The organism is Candidatus Defluviibacterium haderslevense, from assembly GCA_016712225.1.
Classification (GTDB): domain Bacteria; phylum Bacteroidota; class Bacteroidia; order Chitinophagales; family Saprospiraceae; genus Vicinibacter; species Vicinibacter haderslevensis.
The window spans coordinates 1,619,306-1,640,689 of sequence record JADJRL010000003.1 but is presented as its reverse complement, the minus strand read 5'-3'; the positions used below and the strand labels follow the sequence as shown (position 1 = coordinate 1,640,689).

Sequence of the window (21,384 nt, the reverse complement as noted above, 5' to 3'; positions counted from 1 at the left end):
AAGACAAAGTCTTACATATAATTAAGATTAGCTACAATATGTTACATAGTAGATCTCAGTTAAGTAAAATTTACACTTTCATAAGAAAATATTCTATCTTGCTGACCATTATTTTTATATGAAGGTATATTGGTATATTGGTTCTTCTATTTTAGCATTGCTATCTTTCGTTCAATTGTACATAATTGCTAAAGATTATAAAGAAACTAATAAAGAGCTCACTAATTTTATTATTTTTTTTCAAGATAAATTAGATTATGATAGTAGAATTGGATATAGTATTCAACAAGCGATTGACCTTGATACTTCGAAAAATATTTCTATTTTGGAACAAAAAGAGAATCTTATAAAGCTGCAATTAATTCTTGTTAACGATTTAAAAAATATTAAAGACAAAAATATAGCATATTCTCCATTTCAGTTCATTAAATATTTCCCTAAAAGTTTGTGTTTTAATTTTATTAATCTTAATCAACTAAATTTGATTTCTGAAAATATTAATTTGATTTCATATTTTAATAACTACAAAGACAAGATTACTAAGTCAAATGATTCAATATACACAATGTATCTTGCTAGAATTTCAAAAAATGAATATCAACCAATATTTAATTGTCACACGGAATATTCAACTCAATTTATTATTAATTCGGATACTATAGAAGCCAGTCCACTAGGATTTCTTAAATACGAAAATAAATTGCTTAAAAAAAATAAAAACAATGTTAAGCTCAAAATTTATAATCCAATAAATAATGAAGATATAAAAATATTTTCTACTATTTTTTAACAATAATTATGAAAACAATTTGTCTCACTTTTTTAACTTTAAATGTAATTTTATTCTCTTACTTGCCAATTAAGAGATACACACTAGCTTATTATGCTGAACAATATTCAAAATGGGACATTTATTCAAAATTAAATGATAACAAATTTATATTAGAGAAATTATTTGTTAGCTCGTACTTCAAACCATCACCAACAAATATAGTAAATTTGAATTTTATTAAATCAATTGGGAATTTAGAAGTTAATTCTATGCAATTCAATACTGTAGATTCTATTATTAATGAATATTTGCAACAATTAGCAGTTCTTTACCCAGATCATATTTTGAATATCAGAATGCCAAATTTCGATTTCAATCAATACCTTTCTGAATTCATACCGATTTTAAATAAATTGAGCATCCTTTCCATCAGTGATTATGCCTTCGGCAGTTCATATGGCACAGGATTTTGTGGATTAGATAGAATTCAAATTATAAAAATTCCAAATGGGCGTACAACTAAAAAATATAGTATATTTTGTTTGGAAAGTACATCATATGAATACGAAAGCACCTATTTGCTCATTGGAAAAGACACCATATCAGACCAATTAACAAATATCTATAAACTATCTTCTCCTATTGATTCTACAACTTTAATATACAAATATGTTAAACTCTATGGTGAAAAAGATTCTCTTATTTCTACCTACAAGACCAAAATAATTGAATTAGACTAGTTAAGCATTTAGTATATTTCAAATGCTATAAAGTACTGGATTGATATGTGTCAATGAACCATATTAGTCCACACCATCTATAGATTCATGAAAATTTGCCCTAAAATTAAAAAATAAACTATATTGCTGTCCGTTATTTTTCTATGAAGGTAAATTGGAATTTCATTTCGTTTATATTAGCAGTTCTGGCCATCGTTCAAGTGTATATAATTGTTAAAGATTATAGGGAAACTAATAAAGAGCTCGCTAATTTTATAAATGTTTTTAAAGAGAAATTAAATAAAGATAGTAATATTGATAATTATAGACTAGCAAAATATATATATGATACATCCAAAATTAATTCTATTTTGGAACAAGGTAAGAATATTTCATCCTTGGAAGGAAATTTTTATGAAGAGCTAAGTAATTTTAATGAAAAAAATGCTCCATATTCTCCGTCTCAGTTTATTAGGTTATTCCCAAAAAGTCTGTGTTTAAATTATAGTAATATCATTCAACTTAATCTTCTTTCAAGCAAAGTTGAACTATTTATTAAAATGAAAAATTTCGATAACGAATATATAAATAATACTAGATCATCTAAAGTGTTTTCTTTGATTAAAATGCCTGAACATGATTATTTTCCACTGCCTGAAATAAGAGGTGCTAATTTATTTCAATTTATTATTAATTCAGATACGCTACCCGCAAGCTCATTGCCCTATTTTATTTATGAAAATAAATTTTTAAATAAAAATAAGAATGTAGTTCGCTGCATATATAGAAATTCAAATACTTATAATTTTGATACATTATCTAATATATTTTAATAATTTTAATGAAACTACATAGCCTAATATTCATAATTTTAAATTTATTTCTTTTATCTTATTGGGCTATCAAAAGAAATACCTTAATTTCTTATGCAAATCAATATTCTAAGTGGGAAGTTGGTACTAAAATAAAACAATACAAATTTAGATCAGCACAAGAACTTTTTAGCCTTCAATTATATTCACCAGAAGTATCAGATTTTTATCTATTAAATCTTAATTACTTAAAATTACTTTATAATATTAATGAAGAAATTGATTATGTTAATTTTAAAGCAATTAATACAATTAAAAATCAATATATCATTCAGCACAAAGTTATTAAACCTGAAAATAATTTTTCTCTCCCAAATTTTAATTTAGAATATTATCCACATGAATTTGAACCAATGTTGAATAAACTAATTGTTAGCTGCCTAGCTGAAGTTGTATTTGAATGTTTATTAATTTTTGATAGAATGTGTATGTGTAATGATCGCTATAGTATTAATACACTATATGTTAATCCACAAAATAAGTATAAGTTATTTTACTTAGGATTAAGAACATGCGATTTTTATGAAGGATCATATCTGGTCATTAATAAGGACACCATACCAGATCCATTAGAGGTACCATATAAACTATCTGCCCATATTGATTCTACAACAAAAATTCATAAATACTTCCATCTCTACGGCGAAAAAGATTCTCTTATTTCGACCTACAAAACCAAAATAATTGAATTAGATTAACTGCATACTTGAGTTATTTGACGAAGCAAGTTAATATTGAGATGATCATTCTAAAATATATAGCTAACGCACGATCAATAAAATACTTGATCCAAAAATAATTAAAATATAAAAATTAAATTATCCCCTTCCTTTAAACTTACTTCTTTGAACTGGAGATGTTTTACTTTCTTCATATTCTGATGCAAGTTGTATTCGCAATGGTCTGCTGTTGTAGCTTACATTCTTCATATTAACCATGGCATCTGCACTAGATGCATCTGTCATAAAGAAGGAATACACGCCCTTCATATCGATGTCCTTAACTGCTCGTCCACTGATTTTGGTATTCTTAAATATGAGCTCGCGGATTTGATCGTACTTGAGATTGTCTTTCTTACCTACGTTAATAAACAATCTTACATCTGTTCCTGATGAATTACTATCTCGATTCGAAAATGAAGAAGTCCTTCTACGATCACCACCTCCGGATCTTTCGTTCCTGTCATCTCTTCTGCCTGAGAAACTTCTTGAAGAATCTCTGGAAGAATCTCTTGAATTCGAATCACGAGTAGGTCGTTCTTCTATATTAATGTCTGGTGACTGGGTATATTGGGAACCGAAACGTTTTAATTCTGTGGCTAATATTCGCTGAATGAGGTCTTCTTTTTCAAGATTCATCAATGGCTGAATCCATTCATTTTGAATCTTGGTTTTGTCAAAAGAAGATTCTTGTTCTACTAGGAATTCTGCAACAAAATTTTGAATCCTGGCTTTGATAACATCTTCACCTTTAGGAATTAGATATTTTTCAAACTTAAGTCCTGCCAGCTTTTCAATTTGATGAAGTTTATAAGCTTCACGTATATGTAACAGTGCAATTGAAATTCCCTTTTGTCCTGCTCGTGCAGTACGACCACTTCGGTGTGTATAATTTTCGATATCGTCCGGTAAGTGGTAATGTATAATGTGGGTAATATTTTTAACGTCAATTCCTCTTGCTGCAACATCTGTAGCTAAAAGTGCTTTAATGTTCTTGTGACGGAATCGGTGCATTACTTTATCGCGTTGGGCTTGGGCCAAATCTCCATGCAAACAATCAGCAGAATAACCATCACGAACTAAGTGATCGCTAAGCTCCTGCGTTTCAATTTTCGTAGTACAAAAGATGATACCATAAAAGTCATCATGAAAATCCATGATTCTTTTTAATGCGGTGTATTTATCTCTTGCCTGTACTACTGAATATTGGTGACTGATATTTGATTGAGCGGCATTCTTACGACCTACCGTAATTTCAGTAGGGTTGTTTAGATATGTGCTTGCTATCTTTCGAATATCTCCAGACATGGTCGCTGAAAATAATCCGGTTATCTTTTCTTTTGGCGTATCTGCAAGTATGGTCTCCATGTCTTCACGGAATCCCATATTCAACATTTCATCAGCCTCATCAAGAACAACCGTTCTAACATTCTGAAGTTTGATGACTTTACGATCCATGAGATCAATAAGACGACCTGGTGTTGCTACAATAATTTGAGCGGAACGTTTGATATCTTTAATTTGCATGGTAATGCTGCTACCACCGTATACGGCTACTACACTTACATTTCGCAAATTTTTTGAAAATTTCTTGAGGTCATTTGCTATCTGTAGGCAAAGCTCTCTGGTAGGAGAAATGATCAATGCCTGAGTGAAATGATCATCTACATTAATATTTTGTAATATGGGAAGCCCGAATGCTGCCGTTTTACCGGTACCGGTCTGAGCTAAGGCAATAAGGTCTCCGGTTTGACCAAGAAAGAAAGGAATAGCTTTTTCTTGAATGTCGGTGGGTTGTTCAAAACCCATTTCTTCTAGAGCGCTACATAGTGATAGGTTTAAACCTAATGATTCAAATGGTTTCATTTAATTTGATTGTTTGTTAATAAAAGAATTCCCGCAACATGCGATAGCAGAAATTCAATATCAGCCAAACATGGCATTAGACACCTAGAATCCCGGCAATTAGCGCATTAGTTAATTAAAACAAATAACAGGTAAATATTGAGTTTTGTGAAAAAGTACCTACCATCCACGGATAGTAGGTACTATAAATAAATCTTTTTAAATAATTTCGAGATTTTTGTGTGAGTCAGGGTAAACCTCTGGATCCAATTAAAATTCTAATCTTAAGGATAAAAGACTTATTGAATCCGATCTTTAGAAACTTCTAAAGCGGTTGTTGCCTCCACCATTTCCACCACCGCCTCCGCGATTGTTTGGATTAAATGGTTTACGCTCCCTTTGCTCAGGAGGTCTAGCTTCAGATACAGAGATGTTACGCTCTTTAACTGATTTTTGGTCTAGGTTACGGATAGCCTCTCTTGCTTCATCATCATTTGCCATTTCAACAAAGGCAAATCCTTTAGAACGGCCTGTCATTTTGTCAGTGATGATTTTAACAGAGGTAACTTCTCCGAATTCTGTAAACATAGCAGTAAGCTGCTGCTCCTTAACTGTATAGTCAAGGTTTCCTACATAAAGATTCATTATAAAAAATATTAGAGATAAAAAAAAATTTCGTTGGTGAGATAAACTGTTTAATTTAGGCTGTACATTTCAGATAGAACTTATCAAACTTTGCTTTAGTTCCTCAAAGATAAGAATTGTTTTAAATATTCAACTATTTTTTTTATTGGGGACCATTGTTGAATATAATCGAAACACCAAATTGGTCTATTTTTTCTTGGGTATTTGAAGGCAGTATAGCAATATTCAAATGATCTGCCAAAGGTTTTATATCAAAAAACCGCCATTGAGTTGCATAATATAGTTGAAAGCAGATTCCTAGATTACCATTGGTAGGCATGTTAAAATTAAGCATAAAATGACTCCCCAAGGAATGATCATTTAACACCCTAATCTTAGAATTATCCCCGGATGTCCTATCTTTCATACCCAACAAGGTATAATCAATACTTGCTCCAACACCTAGCCAATAATTTCGAGTCTCTATTCCGAACATGAAGCTTTGGAGCTTATAAAAGAGTTCTTTACTGGTCGATGTATTTGAAATAGGATCTATTCCTTCACCTTTTATTCTAGCTAATTTATTCCGCCAAGTTCCTAAAACAGCTAAATCCCCTTTCTGATAACGTATTCCGGCTTGAATTCCATTCAACACTTTGGCCCTCCCAATTGGGTCAGTCATCCATGTTTTCTGGTCTTGATATTGCTGCAAAACATTGTTTAAATGAGCACATTGGATGCCCGCCAAATCATACCCTACTTGAAAATTAAATTGCCCAAATAGCTCAAAGTTCACAATCATACACAAGAATGCTATAAGACTAGAGTAATTTCTATTGGACATGGTGTGATAAAAATTTCAACAACAAATGTATTGAAACCATGAATAATATATTTTTATTTTTAATATTAATTCTTTCATAATATGTGAGTTAAAGGAATCTAGTCTAAATTTGCTGGTGAAAAATGATTTATGGCTTGGTCTATTCAAGGAATTTTAAAATTAAGTTGGGTTCATGGCTTGTTGATTTTGCTGTTAAGCTTTTTGATTTATGGCCAATCCCTTCATTATGGATATGTTCTAGATGATACCATTGTAGTCGATGAAAATAAATTTGTAGCCAAGGGAGTAAATGGCATTTGGGACATATTATCAAAAGAAACATTTACGGGTTATTTCGGAGAACAGAAGAATTTAGTTGCCGGTGCCAGATATAGACCACTTTCTTTAGTCAGTTTCGCCATTGAACATTCCATATTTGGTAAAAAACCAGGAATCAGTCATTTTATTAATATTCTATTATATGCTTTGTGCGGATGGTTTTTTTATCGACTCATTATAAATCTAAAAATCATAGCCAATAAGGATGCGGGTATATATCTGGCATTAATAGCCAGTCTATTATTTATTGCCCATCCCATTCATTCAGAAGCTGTCGCCAATATTAAGGGTAGAGATGAAATCATGTGTCTTTTGTTTTCACTCATTGCGCTCTTTCAATTTATTCAATACTACGACTCAAAACAATTATCGAACATTTGGAAAGCTAGTATTTCTTTTTTCTTTGCCTTATTATCAAAAGAAAATGCCATTACTTATTTGGCTATAGTGCCCTTGACGCTAGTAGTTTTTAGAAATGTTACATTATTCTCCGCCATTCGAAAAACATGGCCACTCCTAGTTGTTGCCCTAATTTTTTTGATCATCCGAACAGAAGTCATTGGATATTTTTTTAACAGTGGTGTAAAAATTACTGACTTAATGAATGATCCTTTTATTGGAATGAAGTCCAGTGAAAAATTTGCTACAATTATTTTTACCATAGGTTGGTATATTAAATTACTGATTTTTCCACATCCTCTGACTCATGATTATTATCCCTACCATGTTCAAAAAATGGGACTTACGAGTATCCCTTTTATAATATCCATAATCCTGATTTTGACCATTCTCTTTTTAGCTTTCAAAAAAAGAAAATCACAACCCATCTTTTTCTATTGTGTCAGTTATTTTATTATTACCATTTCGATTGTTTCCAATTTTATTTTTCCAGTAGGAACATTCATGAATGAGCGCTTTTTATTTATGCCTTCTATAGGTTTTATTTTATTAATTTCTCATTATGGTTACCAATCGATAATGAATCAAAATCGATTGTATCAATATTCCAGCATTCTTTTATTTAGTTTACTTTTTATCGGGTATACTTTCAAGACGGTTACTCGAGTGCCTGATTGGAAGGATGGATTTAGCTTAAATATTTCCGGTGCAAATATTTCTCAAAACAGTGCCCGTATTAATATGTTCGCCGGGGTATCTTATTTTCAATTATATCAAAACGAAAAAGATCAAACTAAAAAGTATGAATATCTTACCATAGCAGATCAATACATGGATAAGTCGCTTAAAATATTTCCTGATTATGGTCAGGGCCTAAATATGAAAGCAGGTATTCTCGCTGAATGGCATAAAAAAGATAATAATACTGCAGCATTTTTAAAAGGCATCATACCGGTCGTAGAACGAAGACCCGATTTAACATTTGTAAATGATTATCTCGCATATTTAAATAAAAATCCATCCAATGCATCTGTCTTATTACCTTTCTACAGACAAATAGGTTATGATGTTTTGTATAAGAAAAAGAGGAGATATGATTTTGCAATCCAATATTTAACGTCTGCAAAAGAACTGAACCCAAACAATCCCGAAATATTAAAACAACTTTCAGAAATATATACGACCTATGCAGGAAGTGCCGGTGTTTCTGCTAAAGATGCATCAGATTACAGAACTATGGCACAAAATCTATTAAACCAAATAAACCTGATCCCTAAATAACACAATGAAACCCTCTGAACTCCTTTACAATATTGCTATCACTAAAATTGATTCCGTAGGCCCAATCCTAGGTAAATCTCTTATTAGTTATTGCGGTAGCTCCGAAGCTGTTTTTCTAGAAAAAAAACATCGATTAATGAAAATTCCTGGTGTTGGAGAACATGTCGCAAATCAAATTATCAAATCTGATGCTCTTGTAAAAGCTGAAGAAGAAATGAAATTTATAGATGCACAGCGAATCGAAGTTTTGTTTTTTTTAAATGAAAAATATCCATCCAGATTGAAACACTATCCGGATGCTCCAATACTTCTTTATTTCAGAGGAAATATCAATCTTAATGCTGAACGGGTCGTATCTATAGTTGGAACCAGACGCATTACGGAATATGGGAAACAATTAACCCAACAATTAATTAAATCACTACAACCCTATGGTGTACTCATTGTAAGTGGTTTGGCACATGGAGTAGATACTACTGCTCACAAAAACTCTCTGCAAGAGCACATGAATACTGTAGGTGTTTTAGCGCATGGTCTCGATAGAATATATCCACAAGAGAACTATCATTTGGCAGAAAAAATGACTTTATCAGGAGGCTTACTTACAGAATTTCCAAGTAATACAAATCCTGATCGTGAGAATTTTCCTATGCGAAACAGAATCGTTGCTGGTATGGCAGATGCTGTTGTAATCGTAGAAACGAAGCGAGATGGCGGTAGTATGATAACTGCTGAGTATGCGAATGAATACAATAAAGATGTATTTGCTTATCCAGGCAGAGTGGGTGATACGTATTCAAGTGGATGTTTACATTTGTTAAAAAATAATAAAGCGAGTTTAATCGAAACCGGTGAAGACCTAATCCAACTATTGCGTTGGGATCAAGATTTGCAAAATGCAACTCGAAAAATGCAAAAAGAATTATTTATTGATTTTACAGAAGATGAAGAAATCATCATCAATTTAATCAAACAATATTCTGAACCACACATAGATCAATTTCATCAGCATTTAAATTTTACACCCGGTGAATTGGCATCGCATCTTTTAAATTTAGAATTCAAAAATGCTATCAGAAGTTTACCCGGAAAAAAATATACTTTAACTATTTAATCATCTCATGAAAAAAATAAATCTCTTCATCATCATTTGTTTTTTGATGAGTTGCGCTGCTCCTAAAAAACAGATCAATGCGAATCAGGTAATACCAAAAAGTGAATATGCCAATTTAAAAATTGATAGACCAAAAAATATCATCCTAATGATAGGTGATGGTATGGGATTGGGCCAAATCACTGCGGGAATGTATATGAATAATAATTGTTTAGAATTGGAACGATGCACCAATATTGGGATTCATAAATCCTATTCAGCAGATGATTTAATTACTGATTCAGCAGCAGGAGCCACCGCTTTTGCATCAGGTATCAAAACAAAAAATGGGTATCTAGGTCTGGATACTTTTGGAAGATATGTAGGGACCATTATGGATAAAGCTACCTCCAAAGATATGGCAACTGGACTGGTAGTAACCTCCACGATAGTTCATGCTACACCGGCAGCATTTTATGCACATCAAAAGGATCGGGATAATTATGAAGATATCGCTAAAGACATGTTGAAATCGAATAGTAATTTATTAATTGGTGGTGGTCAAAAATATTTTACAAGACGTAAAACAGATTCTATTGATTTGATACAAACGATGATTGATAGTGGTTATACGGTTACTGATTATTTTCAAAATGATTTAGAACAATTTACATTTCCTGAAGTAGACAAATTATGTTATTTCACTGCTGATGGTGATCCACTGCCTGTATCGAAAGGAAGAACTTATTTACCCCTTGCAACCAAAAAAGCGATCCAATTTCTAAAAAATAAACGCAAGAAAGGATTTTTTCTAATGATCGAAGGATCTCAAATCGATTGGGGTGGACATGCCAATGAAGCTGATTACATCATTACTGAAATGTTGGATTTCAATCAAACCATTGGAGACGTTTTAGATTTCGCTAGACAAGACAAAAACACTTTAGTGATTATTACTGCAGATCATGAGACAGGAGGATTTGCGATAAATCCGGGATCGATAATGGGTCAATTAAAAACAGCATTTACAACTAAAAAACATACTGCTGCAATGATTCCTGTATTTGCTTTTGGTCCGGGGGCTCAACTGTTTAATGGAATCTATGAGAATACAGAAATATATTCAAAAATGAATGCCTTGTTGTTTAATCCAAACTAGACAAAACCTTATTTCGTTTTATTAATGACTAACTCTAATGAATGAATTCCAGAAATAGGATTGATTCTTGAATAAGGAATGATTTGAATCTGATAGGAACCCATTTGTGGATATTTAAAATTCATAATTAAAGGAATTTCTGCGAGACAAGTATTTCCTGAAATTTCACCATTTGGTTTACCGTAATGATCTAATAAATCAAATGAAACTACTTGTTCTTTTAATGAACTATCGGGATACTGTGTGATGCATTTTACATAGATATTTTCAAAAGGCAAATCTACATCATGACTAAATTGTAATACCATATTATAACTAGCCAAGGTATCTTCTACCCTCCAATCAAAAATCGCCGGTTGGTTAATATACCATAATCCTCGATCAACGACATGTTTACTGGATTGTACTAAATTGTCCCGACAACTAAATAGAAACAAGTTTAGAAATAAAACAAACGCAATGATCTTATTCATGGATTAATTATGAAAAAACTCCTTCATCCGGTCAAAAAATCCCTTTTCTTCTGACGAAGGATGCGGTTGAAAATTAGTCATGGTTTTCATTTTTTCCATGATGGCTTTTTCTTCATTAGTTAAAGTTTTTGGTGTCCAAATATTGATGTGGACCAATTGATCACCTTTCTCATAACTTTGAACTGCCGGCAATCCAATCCCTTTGAGTCTAAAAATTTTTCCACTTTGAGTGCCTGGTGGTATTTTTATTTTGACGGCTGAATTAAGGGTTGGAACTTCTATCTGATGCCCTAAAGCTGCATCTGCAAAATTGATATACAAATCATAATGGATGTTCATACCGTCTCTGGAGAACGATTCATGTTCCTTTTGTTCAATGCTGATCAACAAATCACCATTTGGGCCCCCATTGGATCCCGCGTTACCTTTCCCACGCATTGAAAGTTGCATATTATCTTCTATGCCTGCCGGAATTTGGATCTCTATGGTTTCTTCACCCATTTCTGAACCACTTCCTCTACAATTTCCGCAATTGGCAGAAATTTGTTGGCCCGTACCGTTACAAGTCGGACAAGCAGTAGTAGTCTGCATTTGACCTAAAAAAGTGTTTTTTATCTGGCGGACATATCCTGAACCATTACAAGTACCGCATGTTTTGACGGACTTAGCATCCTTGGCACCACTTCCGTGGCAGGTTTTACAAGTTACTTGCTTTTTAACTTTAATTTTTTTGCTAATCCCTGTTGCTATTTCTTCTAAAGTCAAACTTACTTTGATCCTTAGATTAGAACCTTTTTGACCGGTAGATCTTCCGCCTCCACTACTTCTTCCTCCAAAAAATGATTCAAAGGGACTGCCACTATCTCCAAAAATGTCTCCGAAATTTTCGAAAATATCATCCATGGTCATTCCACCACTTCTGCCACTGTAACCAGCCTGAGGATCAACTCCAGCATGACCATAACGATCATATCTGGCTTTTTTGTCCGGATTGCTCAATATCTCATAGGCTTCTGCTGCCTCCTTAAAACGTTCTTCCGCCTTCTTGTCTCCCGGATTACGATCGGGATGTGTATCCATTGCTATCTTCCGATAAGCCTTTTTTATGACGTCATTGTCGGCACCTTTAGGAACACCTAAAACATCATAAAAATCTTTCTTTGCCATATTATCTTCTTCTAAAGGCTAAATAATTTATTTACCTACCACAACTTTTGCGAAACGAATGATCTTGTCATTCAAGGTGTACGCCCGTTCTATGGAATCAACAACTTTTCCTTTCATATCATCACCAGCCGCTATCTCTGTAATGGCTTCATGATAATTGGGGTCAAAGGTTTGTCCAATGGATTCAATGGGTTCCAAGCCTTTAGATTTAAGAATGGTCTGTAATTTATGCTGTAATAATCGCATTCCTTCCGGAAACAAACTTTCATCTTTCTGTTGTTCTGCCCATTTCTGAGCTCTTTCGAAATCATCTAAAACGGGTAATATTTCCTGGATTAATTCCTGAGATGCGTTTCGGATGGTATCCATTTTTTCTTTAAAAGTCCGCTTTTTATAATTGTCAAACTCAGCGAACAGTCGTAGATATTTGTCTTTTTGCTCATTCAATGCTTCCTTAAGTGCTTCGGTTTCCGACAATTTTGAGGAACCATCTGCACCTTGCAAAGATTCATTCTCATCTAACTGAAGATCCATCGCATCATTTTCAGGATTTACAGGTTCAGTTTTCATTATATTTTCATCTGTTAACATAGTCCACCATTTGTTTAGATAATTTTTCATCTCAATATACTTGCCATTCCTATAATTGTAGCCAATTTGTCAGTTTTTTTGGGTGTCTTTTGCCAAATAATCATCCAACTCCTTGATATCTGGATCTGAAAGTAATATTTTACCTTGCGGACTAATTAGAAATTTTGTTGGTATTCTTTTGATATCAAAAAGGATTGCCATTGGGCTTTTTAGCATGTCAGTCTGAATAACATGATAGGGCCAGGCAAGACCATCTTCCTTAATCGCTTTGATAGCCCGCAATGAGTCTTGTTCAAAGGCAACACTCATAAACTTAATGCCTGTAGCTTGTTTAAATGCTTTGTCTTTATATTTAGCATACATCATAGCAAGTATTGGATTCTCGGCTCTACAAGGTCCACACCAACTTCCCCAAAAATCAATCAACAAATAGTGATCTTTAAAATCCTCTAATTTTATCGGTTGTCCTGCGAGATCAATGACCTCAAAACGAGGAGCATCCTGTCCGTAGACCAACATGGGTTTAAAATAAAAATATTTCACTAAAATGGCAAGTAATATAAGTCCACCAATGAGTAAAACTGACTTCATAGACACTGGATTTAGATGATTTGATTGGTAGAATAATAAAAAAAAAGCCATTAGGTTCTAATGAACCCTGAAGATATTCATTTTATAAGGCGGGGAGAATGATTTACTTTTGTTCGAAAGTTAATTGAAAAGAATATGAAACGTAAAATAATTCCAGGTACAATACCAACAGCAGATCTGCATCAATATCTGCTTGGCTCAGTGGCTCCCAGGCCTATTGCTTTTGTGAGTACTATGGATGCTCAGGGTCGTACAAATCTAGCTCCCTACAGCTTCTTTAATGCTTTTAGCAGTAATCCACCCATCTTGGTCTTTTCATCAAATCGTCGCGTAGAAGGCAATACCACTAAGGATACCCTGCACAATATTATGGAGTCTAAAGAATGTGTAGTTAATGTGGTCAATTATGAAATCGTCAGACAGATGATGATCTGCAGTGTGGATTTTCCAACAGAAATCAGTGAATTCGAACAGTCGGGATTAACTCCTGTCCCTGCAGAACTTGTAAAGTGTCCTTTAGTCAAAGAATCCCCGGTTAATATGGAATGTGTCGTTCAGGAGATCATTCCACTAGGTGACCAAGGTGGAGCGGGACATTTAATTATCTGTAAAGTGGTGTGTATGCATGTGAGTGAATCTATATTAGATGAAAATAGTCGGATTGATCCACAAAAAATAGATTTAATGGGTAGAATGGGTCGTGCTTTTTATGTAAGGGCGAGTGGCAAATCAGTTTTAGCAATGCCACAATCCCAACATTTACCAATTGTTGGGTATCCAAATCTTCCGGAACATATTAGAATGAGTAATATTCTATCAGCAAATCATATTGCCTATATGAGTGGATTGAAAGCATTGCCCAATCAACTCACTGCACTTGAAGTTTTAAAAGATTTTCCTGATTGCCAAAATATAATTAAGTCCATAGACAAAATAAATTCAGGTCATCATTTAGCTGTCAAATTATTTGAAGAAGGTAACATGGACTTAGCTGTGAACTTATTATGTGCTTTATAAAAAGTATTTCTGAAAATGGACTCTTATAAAACGCTTTAAAAAACCAATTAAAATAGGTTGATACGCATTTCAATCACCTTATTCCAATCAATTAATTCCCTTTTCCTTCATAACTCCATTCAACCATCGTAACATAGATAGCATCAAGACACTTGCAAATATCAGCAACACAAAATTCAACCAAAAATAATTGGTTTTGTCTTCATAAGTATCCCAAAGCGTAGCAAGTACTCCTGATAGTTTATTTCCAATACTTGTAGATACAAACCATCCTCCCATCATTAACGAAGTGATTCGGGTAGGGCTCAATTTAGACACTAAAGATAAACCCATTGGACTTAAGAATAATTCGCCAATAGTAATTACTCCATATCCCATAATTAACCACATTACACTTGCTTTATTCATTCCATTATTGGTCATCGCAACAGCCGCCACCATAAATAATACTGATATTGCAGAAATGAATAAACCCATGGCAATTTTTGTTGGGGTGCTAGGTTCTTTTCCCCGACGTCTTAATCTGGTAAAAAGTGCAACGACTAATGGTGTCAAGATGATAACCCATGCCGGATTGATGGATTGACTAAGGTTGGTACTCCATACAGCAATTGTAGCGCCTTCTGCTGGCTTTTTTTCTTCTGTAACATTTCTAAAATAAATGGGATAGGCAAATTCTTTCATGACTTTTCCATTTTCTTTTTGCAATCGAAATTGTTGATCGTAGACCGGCACGGAATCTTTTACATAAGTTATAGATTTAGATAATTTGAATGTTTCGAATACCTCTTTAGTACCTCCTGTTATCTCTCGTTGCGTATATCGGTCTGCCCAGGTATTCAATGCAGAACCATTCTGCTTAAACACTGCCCAAAATAAAATGACTACAACAAAAATGGCTAATAATGCTAATATCGGACGTTTTTCATCAACTGCTGCTCCAAAGTAAAGTGAAGCATAAAAATAAAGTACCGGGATACAAGCAAAAATAAAGGCATCAGTACTATCCGATCCCACCAAAGATCCCGGAATCATCCATCCAATAATTCCAAAAATAACAGAAGGAAATAAGATCAGCATACAAATTTTCATAAAAGACATATCGCCTTCTTGAACACCTTTCTTAATATCAAATTCGATGTAATGTTTAGTACCAATTATAAAGACAGCAACTCCTATAAACATTCCAATTCCAGCTGCCAGAAATGCATAGCCCCATCCTAACATAATCTGTAATGCTGCCCCAAAAAAATTACAAATAAACGCTCCAATGTTTATCCCCATATAGAAAATATTATAACCTTCATCTTTTTGAGCATTGTGTTGTGGAGTAGAATAGACATTACCCAACAATGTGGATATATTAGGTTTGAAAAGACCATTTCCGAAAATCACCAATGTCATGGCCACATATAATACTTTCAGATCATGGACCATCATCAAACAATAACCTAGTCCCATCAATATCCCTCCAATGATGATTGTTTTCCTGTAAGCCCAATATCGATCAGCTATTAACCCACCTACAAAAGGTAATAAAAATACCAAAGCAATAAATGTCCCATACAGATCTGCTGATTCTGCTTCAGTCATGCCATATCCTGTTTCTACATCTTTGAGATACAGGGTAAATATTCCTATCATCAGGTAATAGCCAAAACGTTCCCACATTTCTGAAAAGAATAAATAAGGCAAGGCACGAGGATGAGTCTTCCACATAAATTAAAAATTTGGACAAGATATTGAATTATGCGCAATAAATCTTTTAAAATTTAATGAATGTAAATGCATATATCATTTAAAAGATAATGAATAATAATGTTCATAATAAATTTAAATAGATACTGATTTTCACTAAAGAATGTTATAAATTATTCCATTTTAATGAATTTGTTAACTAGAATATTTCCATGCTTTAAAGTAGTTTTTAGAATATAAATTCCTGGTATAAGATAACTCACATCAATAGCACTTTTATCATTATAAATACTATTTATAGGATTCAACATTAGAGTACCATTCATGGAAAAAATCTGAGAATAATTAATGTAATTCTCATCAATGAATAAATTTAATTGATTACTAACAATCGTTGGATAAATAATCAGCTTGGGTTCTTCTGCTATCTCATGGACTTCTGTTCTTATGGAATCACAAGGAATGGAATCAAATTTTATTAGACCAACTTGATCATCTTGATAACATCGCAAGTGATAAGTTATGTTATAATCAATTCCACAAAATTCACCCATATAAAATAAGCAATTCTCTATCATACCAAATTTTTCAAACTGTATTATATTAACCCAACTTCCTAATCTGCCACCACAAAACATGTCTTGCTCTATTTTTCGAACTGAAAACCCAAAACGTGTATCAATTATATTGCTCTTAATTTTAGTAGAATAACCTGGAACTAAACCTTCGGTGGGGAACCTTTCGCCTTGTAATTCTATTGAATCTCCAGATTTCATACTCCAATCATATAGCAGATAGAAGCTATCTTGAATTAAATGAAATATTTTATATTTATCTTGAAGAATTATTGCTGGTTTATAAAAATAAGTCATATTCGGGTTGCCAACTTTACCTTTCACAATTTCATATCGTTTCAACAATCGACATTTTTTTTGATTTACTACAGTGTCTTGTAGACTTTCAAAAATAGTAATCGAATTTGATTTTTCTCCAGTAAATGAATAAGAAATAGTTTCATAAGTCCATTGAGCACCAATTGGAGCAAATTCCAATTGGCCATATATATCACTTGAAAAAATGAACAATAAAAAAAGTATAAGGTATTTCATAATAGAAGATTTTTATATGCCAAAAAATTAAAGCGGAATGAATTGGTTTATTTTTTTGAATGAATACTTTCTTTTCTAAATCCTAACTACTTTATTCATTGAATACCCATAATCTAACTTGATTTTTAAAATAAAAACACCACTGAATGGTATACTAATTTCGCGATTAATGGTTATACCACTGGAGATTTTTTTTCCTTGAAGATCATACAAAATAAAAGCTAAGTCTTTTTCGGTTCCACTAATGTGAATCAAGTCTGATGTAGGATTAGGATTTATAGTTATTTGATTTTGTTCCGTTCCAAATGTATTAATTGATCCTCTAGAATACCAAATACTATCGCAAGGATAGTATTGGAAATTATAGGATATGCTATTTGATTTGAAACATCTCAATTTATCAACACTATATGGGGAATCCCACAAAACATCACTTAACTCTAATTTTATTGCTTCATTCGAAGATCCAATGTTTTTATACACTGGAATTAAGAAATCATCGGTAGCATTGTCCGTTTTTGAAATTCTCAATAATTGTGTTGGAATTGTATCCAAAAATAAAATCGTATTGTAAATAGAATCTACTTCTATTTTGGCTATTTTAATACTTCTTGAAGCTTCATCCCAATATTTAATTTCATATTTTGAAGTGGAATTAAAGTCATAATACATTTCATAAGATTTTAACCCTTTATCCCAAAAGTACATTTTATCATTTTCAAGATACATAGAATCCATATATCCCCAATAATAGATCCTTTTACCATTCGTATTAACTGTATCTAATATTTTTTTAGTAAAATAATTTATGTAAGCATGACCGCCCCCAATAGTAGCGTCAATTGTCTCGAAAGTCCATTCACTTCCAATAGTCGGATACTCCTCTTGACTATAAATATAATTTGTTATTAAAGCAAAAAATAAAATGGGAAGATATTTCATAATAAAAGGAATTTACGTCATTTAAAACATTGGTTCATTGATACGAGGCTCTAATTAAGCATAACTTCCCTCATAGTAACGTAATCAAATTCAATGTGTCAGTATAAAGATATCCATTAATTTGGCAATATGCTCACCTAAACTATAATGCAGTTCAATTTAATAAAAAATAACTTCTCCAAATCACCCAGCCCAACCTTCACGATCCAAACTTCTAAAGTGGATTGCTTCAGCCAAATGCTCTATTTTTATATCATCAGAAGCGGATAAATCTGCGATGGTTCGGGCGACTTTCAAGATTCGGTCATAAGCTCTTGCCGATAATTGTAATCGCTCCATGGCCGTTTTTAAAAGAACAGCACCGGCTTGATTGATGTAACATAAATCCCGGACCATACTCGATGATATCTGAGCATTGGAATGCACGTCCTTCATATCCTTATACCTTATTTCCTGACGTTCACGCGCGATTTGAACGCGTTCTCTGATATGTTGTGAGTTTTCAGAAGATTTGCTAGTTTCCATAAGTTCATCGGAAGATACCGGCGTCACTTCTACATGAAGATCGATGCGATCTAGTAATGGACCACTGATTTTAGCTAAATATTTTTTTACAATTCCGGGACCACAAACACAATCTTTGTCTGGATGATTATAAAATCCACATGGGCAAGGATTCATGGATGCAATCAACATAAAATTAGCTGGATAATCCAATGAAATTTTAGCTCTGGATATCGTGACTTTTCGATCCTCCATAGGTTGTCTGAGTACCTCCAAAACGGTTCGTTTGAATTCCGGTAATTCGTCCAAAAACAATACGCCATTATGGGCCAAAGAAATCTCTCCTGGTGCCGGATTACTACCACCTCCCACTAAGGCAACATCACTAATCGTATGATGTGGTGATCTGAATGGTCTAATGGACACTAAGCCCGAATTTCCAGGCAAAATACCAGCAACAGAATGAATTTTAGTCGTTTCTAATGATTCATGAAGCGTTAGAGGAGGAAGTATGGTAGGAAGTCTTTGGGCTAACATCGTTTTTCCAGCCCCCGGTGGACCTATTAATATGACATTATGACCTCCTGCTGCAGCGATTTCAAGGGCGCGTTTGATATTCTGTTGTCCTCGAACATCTGAAAAATCTCGATCATAAAGGGTTTGTTGGTAAGCAAATTCCTCGCGCGTATCAAAAAACAAAGGCTCAATCTGGCGGGTACCATTGATGAATTCTACAGCTTCTTGCAAATTATCGACTCCAATAACATCCATTTGATTCACTATAGCGGCTTCTTTAGCATTAACTGAAGGAATAATGATGCCCTTGAATTTTTCCTTACGGGCTTGAATCCCTATTGGTAAAGCTCCCTTGATAGGCCTTAGGCTTCCATCAAGTGAAAGTTCACCCATAATCATGTACTGATCCAATATCGCACCATTGATTTGTTTGGTTGCAGCCAAAATTGCTAAAGCAATAGGTAGATCATATGCAGATCCTTCCTTTCTTAGATCTGCGGGTGCCAGATTAACGACCAGTTTAAGTCGCGGAAATTGATAACCTATATTTTTAATGGCAGCCTCAATTCTTTGATAACCTTCCTTCACAGCATTATCTGGTAGACCGACCAAAAAATAATTTATTTTTCCGGCAGCCACAGTGCCACCGGCATTTACTTCTACGGTAATTGTTTTAGCATCCACCCCGTAGACGGCAGCAGAATAGGATTTAATAAGCATTCTCAAAATTTGAATAAAAATAGATAATTCTTAAATAATAGCTAAGAAATTATTGATTTAATCTAACAATAATTAAAATTTAAGCACACAATTAATTAGGCTTGTAGATATTCAAGAGCGGAGAATCAAAATTCTGATAGTTCTTAATAGGATATTTTGGGCTTGATTTTTCTGTTACAATTAATAAAATAATAATTACAACGGTTTTAGTTCAATTTAATCGAAATGAATACTTTTGAATTCAAGGCCTAACTCTTTAAAAATTGCAATTAGAGTAAGGTGCTAATAGACAAAAAAAATAACCAACTTTTCAAATTCTAACTATATTTGGCTTTAATAGCTACTATATTTAACTAAATTATACTACCTTATGAACACAGAATTATTTACAAAAAATTTATTTAATAAACTGGAAGTACTTTTAGGGGAAAAAAATTGGAAGTCTAAAACTGCTCAACTTCTAAATATTAGTTCGGATGCGTTCTATAAAAAAATCCGGAATGAATCCCAACTCAATCTTCATGAACTTTTGTTAATAAAAGACACTTTTAAAATATCAATAGACGCTTTACTTGATGAAAGTAATTTAACCGCTATTTTTGACTGTTCAGAAGTTATGGTGCCTAAAACTTCATATGTACACTATTTGGAAAATATTCTTTTGAACTTTGTAAAAACCAGCAATCTTAAAGATATTTATGTCTATTATACTTCAAATGAAATTTCATTATTTCAATATTTTCAATTTCCATATTTATCTGCATTTAAACTGTTCATCTGGGCAAAAACGAATTGGGACATACCTACCAATGTTGATTTAAAAACCGAGATTAATACGCTTGTAAAAAATGAAAAAGTTCAAGACTTACTAAAAAATATTACTTCTTATTATAATAGTTTTCCAAGTACTGAAATATGGAGTATTAATATATTAGATAACACCTTGAATCAACTCAAATGGTTTATAGAAAGTGGTGAATTGACAAATAAAGAATTATTAAATCTAATTATAAATGATCTTGAAGACCTTATACAAAGGAATAAAACAATAATGAAAAATGGAATTAAATTACCAAACCCAATTACTCAAAAGGACACTCCATTTAAAGTTTATTTTAATGAAATGACGCATACGAATAACACGATACTTTTAAAACACTCCACTGGTTTGATTACATTTATTACTCATGATAATCCCAATTTCCTTAGTACAACAAGCGAGCGCTTCGGGGACTTTACAAATCATTGGATCCAAAAATTAATAAATAAATCAGAAAATATTAGTGGTGAATCAGAAAAATCAAGAAATAAATACTTTTCTATCTTAGAAAAGAAATTGGAAAAGTTTAAAAATAATTTTGCTATAAGTTAAAAATGTGGCTGAGTGTAAAAAATACTCAGCCACAAATCG

General features: G+C 32.9%; 20 protein-coding genes. 9 read left to right on the top strand and 11 right to left on the bottom strand.

Going from position 1 to position 21,384, the window contains the following annotated elements:
* Positions 1 to 118: 118 nt before the first annotated feature.
* The 4 genes from IPK88_06635 (at position 119) to IPK88_06620 (ending at position 3,061) form a co-directional block, all read left to right on the top strand.
* Positions 119 to 790 (top strand): hypothetical protein, encoded by a 672-nt coding sequence (locus IPK88_06635; GenBank protein ID MBK8243081.1) that lies wholly within the window; start codon positions 119 to 121, stop codon positions 788 to 790.
* A gap of 8 nt (positions 791 to 798) precedes the next feature.
* Positions 799 to 1,512: a hypothetical protein gene (locus IPK88_06630; GenBank protein ID MBK8243080.1), complete on the top strand. Its 714-nt coding sequence runs from the start codon at positions 799 to 801 to the stop codon at positions 1,510 to 1,512.
* A gap of 143 nt (positions 1,513 to 1,655) precedes the next feature.
* Complete coding sequence (locus tag IPK88_06625) at positions 1,656 to 2,324, top strand: hypothetical protein (GenBank protein ID MBK8243079.1); 669 nt, start codon at positions 1,656 to 1,658, stop codon at positions 2,322 to 2,324.
* A gap of 8 nt (positions 2,325 to 2,332) precedes the next feature.
* Complete coding sequence (locus tag IPK88_06620) at positions 2,333 to 3,061, top strand: hypothetical protein (protein MBK8243078.1); 729 nt, start codon at positions 2,333 to 2,335, stop codon at positions 3,059 to 3,061.
* A 120-nt stretch (positions 3,062 to 3,181) separates the two neighbouring features.
* On the opposite strand, the gene IPK88_06615 is transcribed toward IPK88_06620, so the two are convergent.
* The 3 genes from IPK88_06615 to IPK88_06605 form a co-directional block, all read right to left on the bottom strand.
* Positions 3,182 to 4,948, bottom strand: a complete 1,767-nt coding sequence (locus tag IPK88_06615) for a DEAD/DEAH box helicase (GenBank protein MBK8243077.1) — start codon at positions 4,946 to 4,948, stop codon at positions 3,182 to 3,184.
* Positions 4,949 to 5,242: 294 nt separating this feature from the next.
* A complete protein-coding gene (locus IPK88_06610) occupies positions 5,243 to 5,572 on the bottom strand; it encodes an RNA-binding protein (protein ID MBK8243076.1) in 330 nt (109 codons plus the stop codon).
* 142 nt (positions 5,573 to 5,714) lie between these two features.
* On the bottom strand, positions 5,715 to 6,395 hold the full coding sequence (locus tag IPK88_06605) for a hypothetical protein (GenBank protein MBK8243075.1): 681 nt from the start codon (positions 6,393 to 6,395) through the stop codon (positions 5,715 to 5,717).
* A 129-nt stretch (positions 6,396 to 6,524) separates the two neighbouring features.
* Here IPK88_06605 and IPK88_06600 point away from each other — a divergent pair, with 129 nt between their 5' ends.
* The 3 genes from IPK88_06600 to IPK88_06590 all read left to right on the top strand — a co-directional run bounded on the left by IPK88_06600 (position 6,525) and on the right by IPK88_06590 (position 10,645).
* Positions 6,525 to 8,393, top strand: a complete 1,869-nt coding sequence (locus IPK88_06600) for a hypothetical protein (GenBank protein ID MBK8243074.1) — start codon at positions 6,525 to 6,527, stop codon at positions 8,391 to 8,393.
* A gap of 4 nt (positions 8,394 to 8,397) precedes the next feature.
* Complete coding sequence (dprA, locus tag IPK88_06595) at positions 8,398 to 9,507, top strand: DNA-protecting protein DprA (protein MBK8243073.1); 1,110 nt, start codon at positions 8,398 to 8,400, stop codon at positions 9,505 to 9,507.
* A 148-nt stretch (positions 9,508 to 9,655) separates the two neighbouring features.
* Positions 9,656 to 10,645 (top strand): alkaline phosphatase, encoded by a 990-nt coding sequence (locus IPK88_06590; protein ID MBK8243072.1) that lies wholly within the window; start codon positions 9,656 to 9,658, stop codon positions 10,643 to 10,645.
* 8 nt (positions 10,646 to 10,653) lie between these two features.
* Here the strand turns inward: IPK88_06590 and IPK88_06585 are convergent, their stop codons facing one another.
* The 4 genes from IPK88_06585 to IPK88_06570 all read right to left on the bottom strand — a co-directional run bounded on the left by IPK88_06585 (position 10,654) and on the right by IPK88_06570 (position 13,467).
* Positions 10,654 to 11,118, bottom strand: coding sequence for a hypothetical protein (locus IPK88_06585; GenBank protein ID MBK8243071.1), 465 nt, complete (start codon positions 11,116 to 11,118; stop codon positions 10,654 to 10,656).
* A 3-nt stretch (positions 11,119 to 11,121) separates the two neighbouring features.
* Positions 11,122 to 12,285 carry a molecular chaperone DnaJ gene (gene dnaJ / locus IPK88_06580; protein MBK8243070.1) on the bottom strand — a complete coding sequence of 388 codons (1,164 nt, stop codon included), beginning with the start codon at positions 12,283 to 12,285 and terminating at the stop codon, positions 11,122 to 11,124.
* 27 nt (positions 12,286 to 12,312) lie between these two features.
* Complete coding sequence (locus IPK88_06575) at positions 12,313 to 12,855, bottom strand: nucleotide exchange factor GrpE (protein MBK8243069.1); 543 nt, start codon at positions 12,853 to 12,855, stop codon at positions 12,313 to 12,315.
* A gap of 90 nt (positions 12,856 to 12,945) precedes the next feature.
* On the bottom strand, positions 12,946 to 13,467 hold the full coding sequence (locus IPK88_06570) for a TlpA family protein disulfide reductase (protein ID MBK8243068.1): 522 nt from the start codon (positions 13,465 to 13,467) through the stop codon (positions 12,946 to 12,948).
* Between the two features lie 135 nt (positions 13,468 to 13,602).
* Between IPK88_06570 and IPK88_06565 the strand changes: the two genes are divergently transcribed.
* A complete protein-coding gene (locus tag IPK88_06565; protein ID MBK8243067.1) occupies positions 13,603 to 14,484 on the top strand; it encodes a flavin reductase family protein in 882 nt (293 codons plus the stop codon).
* 87 nt (positions 14,485 to 14,571) lie between these two features.
* On the opposite strand, the gene IPK88_06560 is transcribed toward IPK88_06565, so the two are convergent.
* From IPK88_06560 to IPK88_06545, 4 genes are all read right to left on the bottom strand, one after another.
* Positions 14,572 to 16,203 (bottom strand): peptide MFS transporter, encoded by a 1,632-nt coding sequence (locus tag IPK88_06560; protein ID MBK8243066.1) that lies wholly within the window; start codon positions 16,201 to 16,203, stop codon positions 14,572 to 14,574.
* Between the two features lie 152 nt (positions 16,204 to 16,355).
* On the bottom strand, positions 16,356 to 17,291 hold the full coding sequence (locus tag IPK88_06555) for a T9SS type A sorting domain-containing protein (protein ID MBK8243065.1): 936 nt from the start codon (positions 17,289 to 17,291) through the stop codon (positions 16,356 to 16,358).
* A gap of 75 nt (positions 17,292 to 17,366) precedes the next feature.
* Complete coding sequence (locus IPK88_06550) at positions 17,367 to 18,233, bottom strand: T9SS type A sorting domain-containing protein (protein ID MBK8243064.1); 867 nt, start codon at positions 18,231 to 18,233, stop codon at positions 17,367 to 17,369.
* Between the two features lie 183 nt (positions 18,234 to 18,416).
* On the bottom strand, positions 18,417 to 19,973 hold the full coding sequence (locus tag IPK88_06545; GenBank protein ID MBK8243063.1) for a YifB family Mg chelatase-like AAA ATPase: 1,557 nt from the start codon (positions 19,971 to 19,973) through the stop codon (positions 18,417 to 18,419).
* 370 nt (positions 19,974 to 20,343) lie between these two features.
* Between IPK88_06545 and IPK88_06540 the strand changes: the two genes are divergently transcribed.
* A complete protein-coding gene (locus tag IPK88_06540; GenBank protein ID MBK8243062.1) occupies positions 20,344 to 21,345 on the top strand; it encodes a hypothetical protein in 1,002 nt (333 codons plus the stop codon).
* Positions 21,346 to 21,384 lie beyond the last annotated feature (39 nt).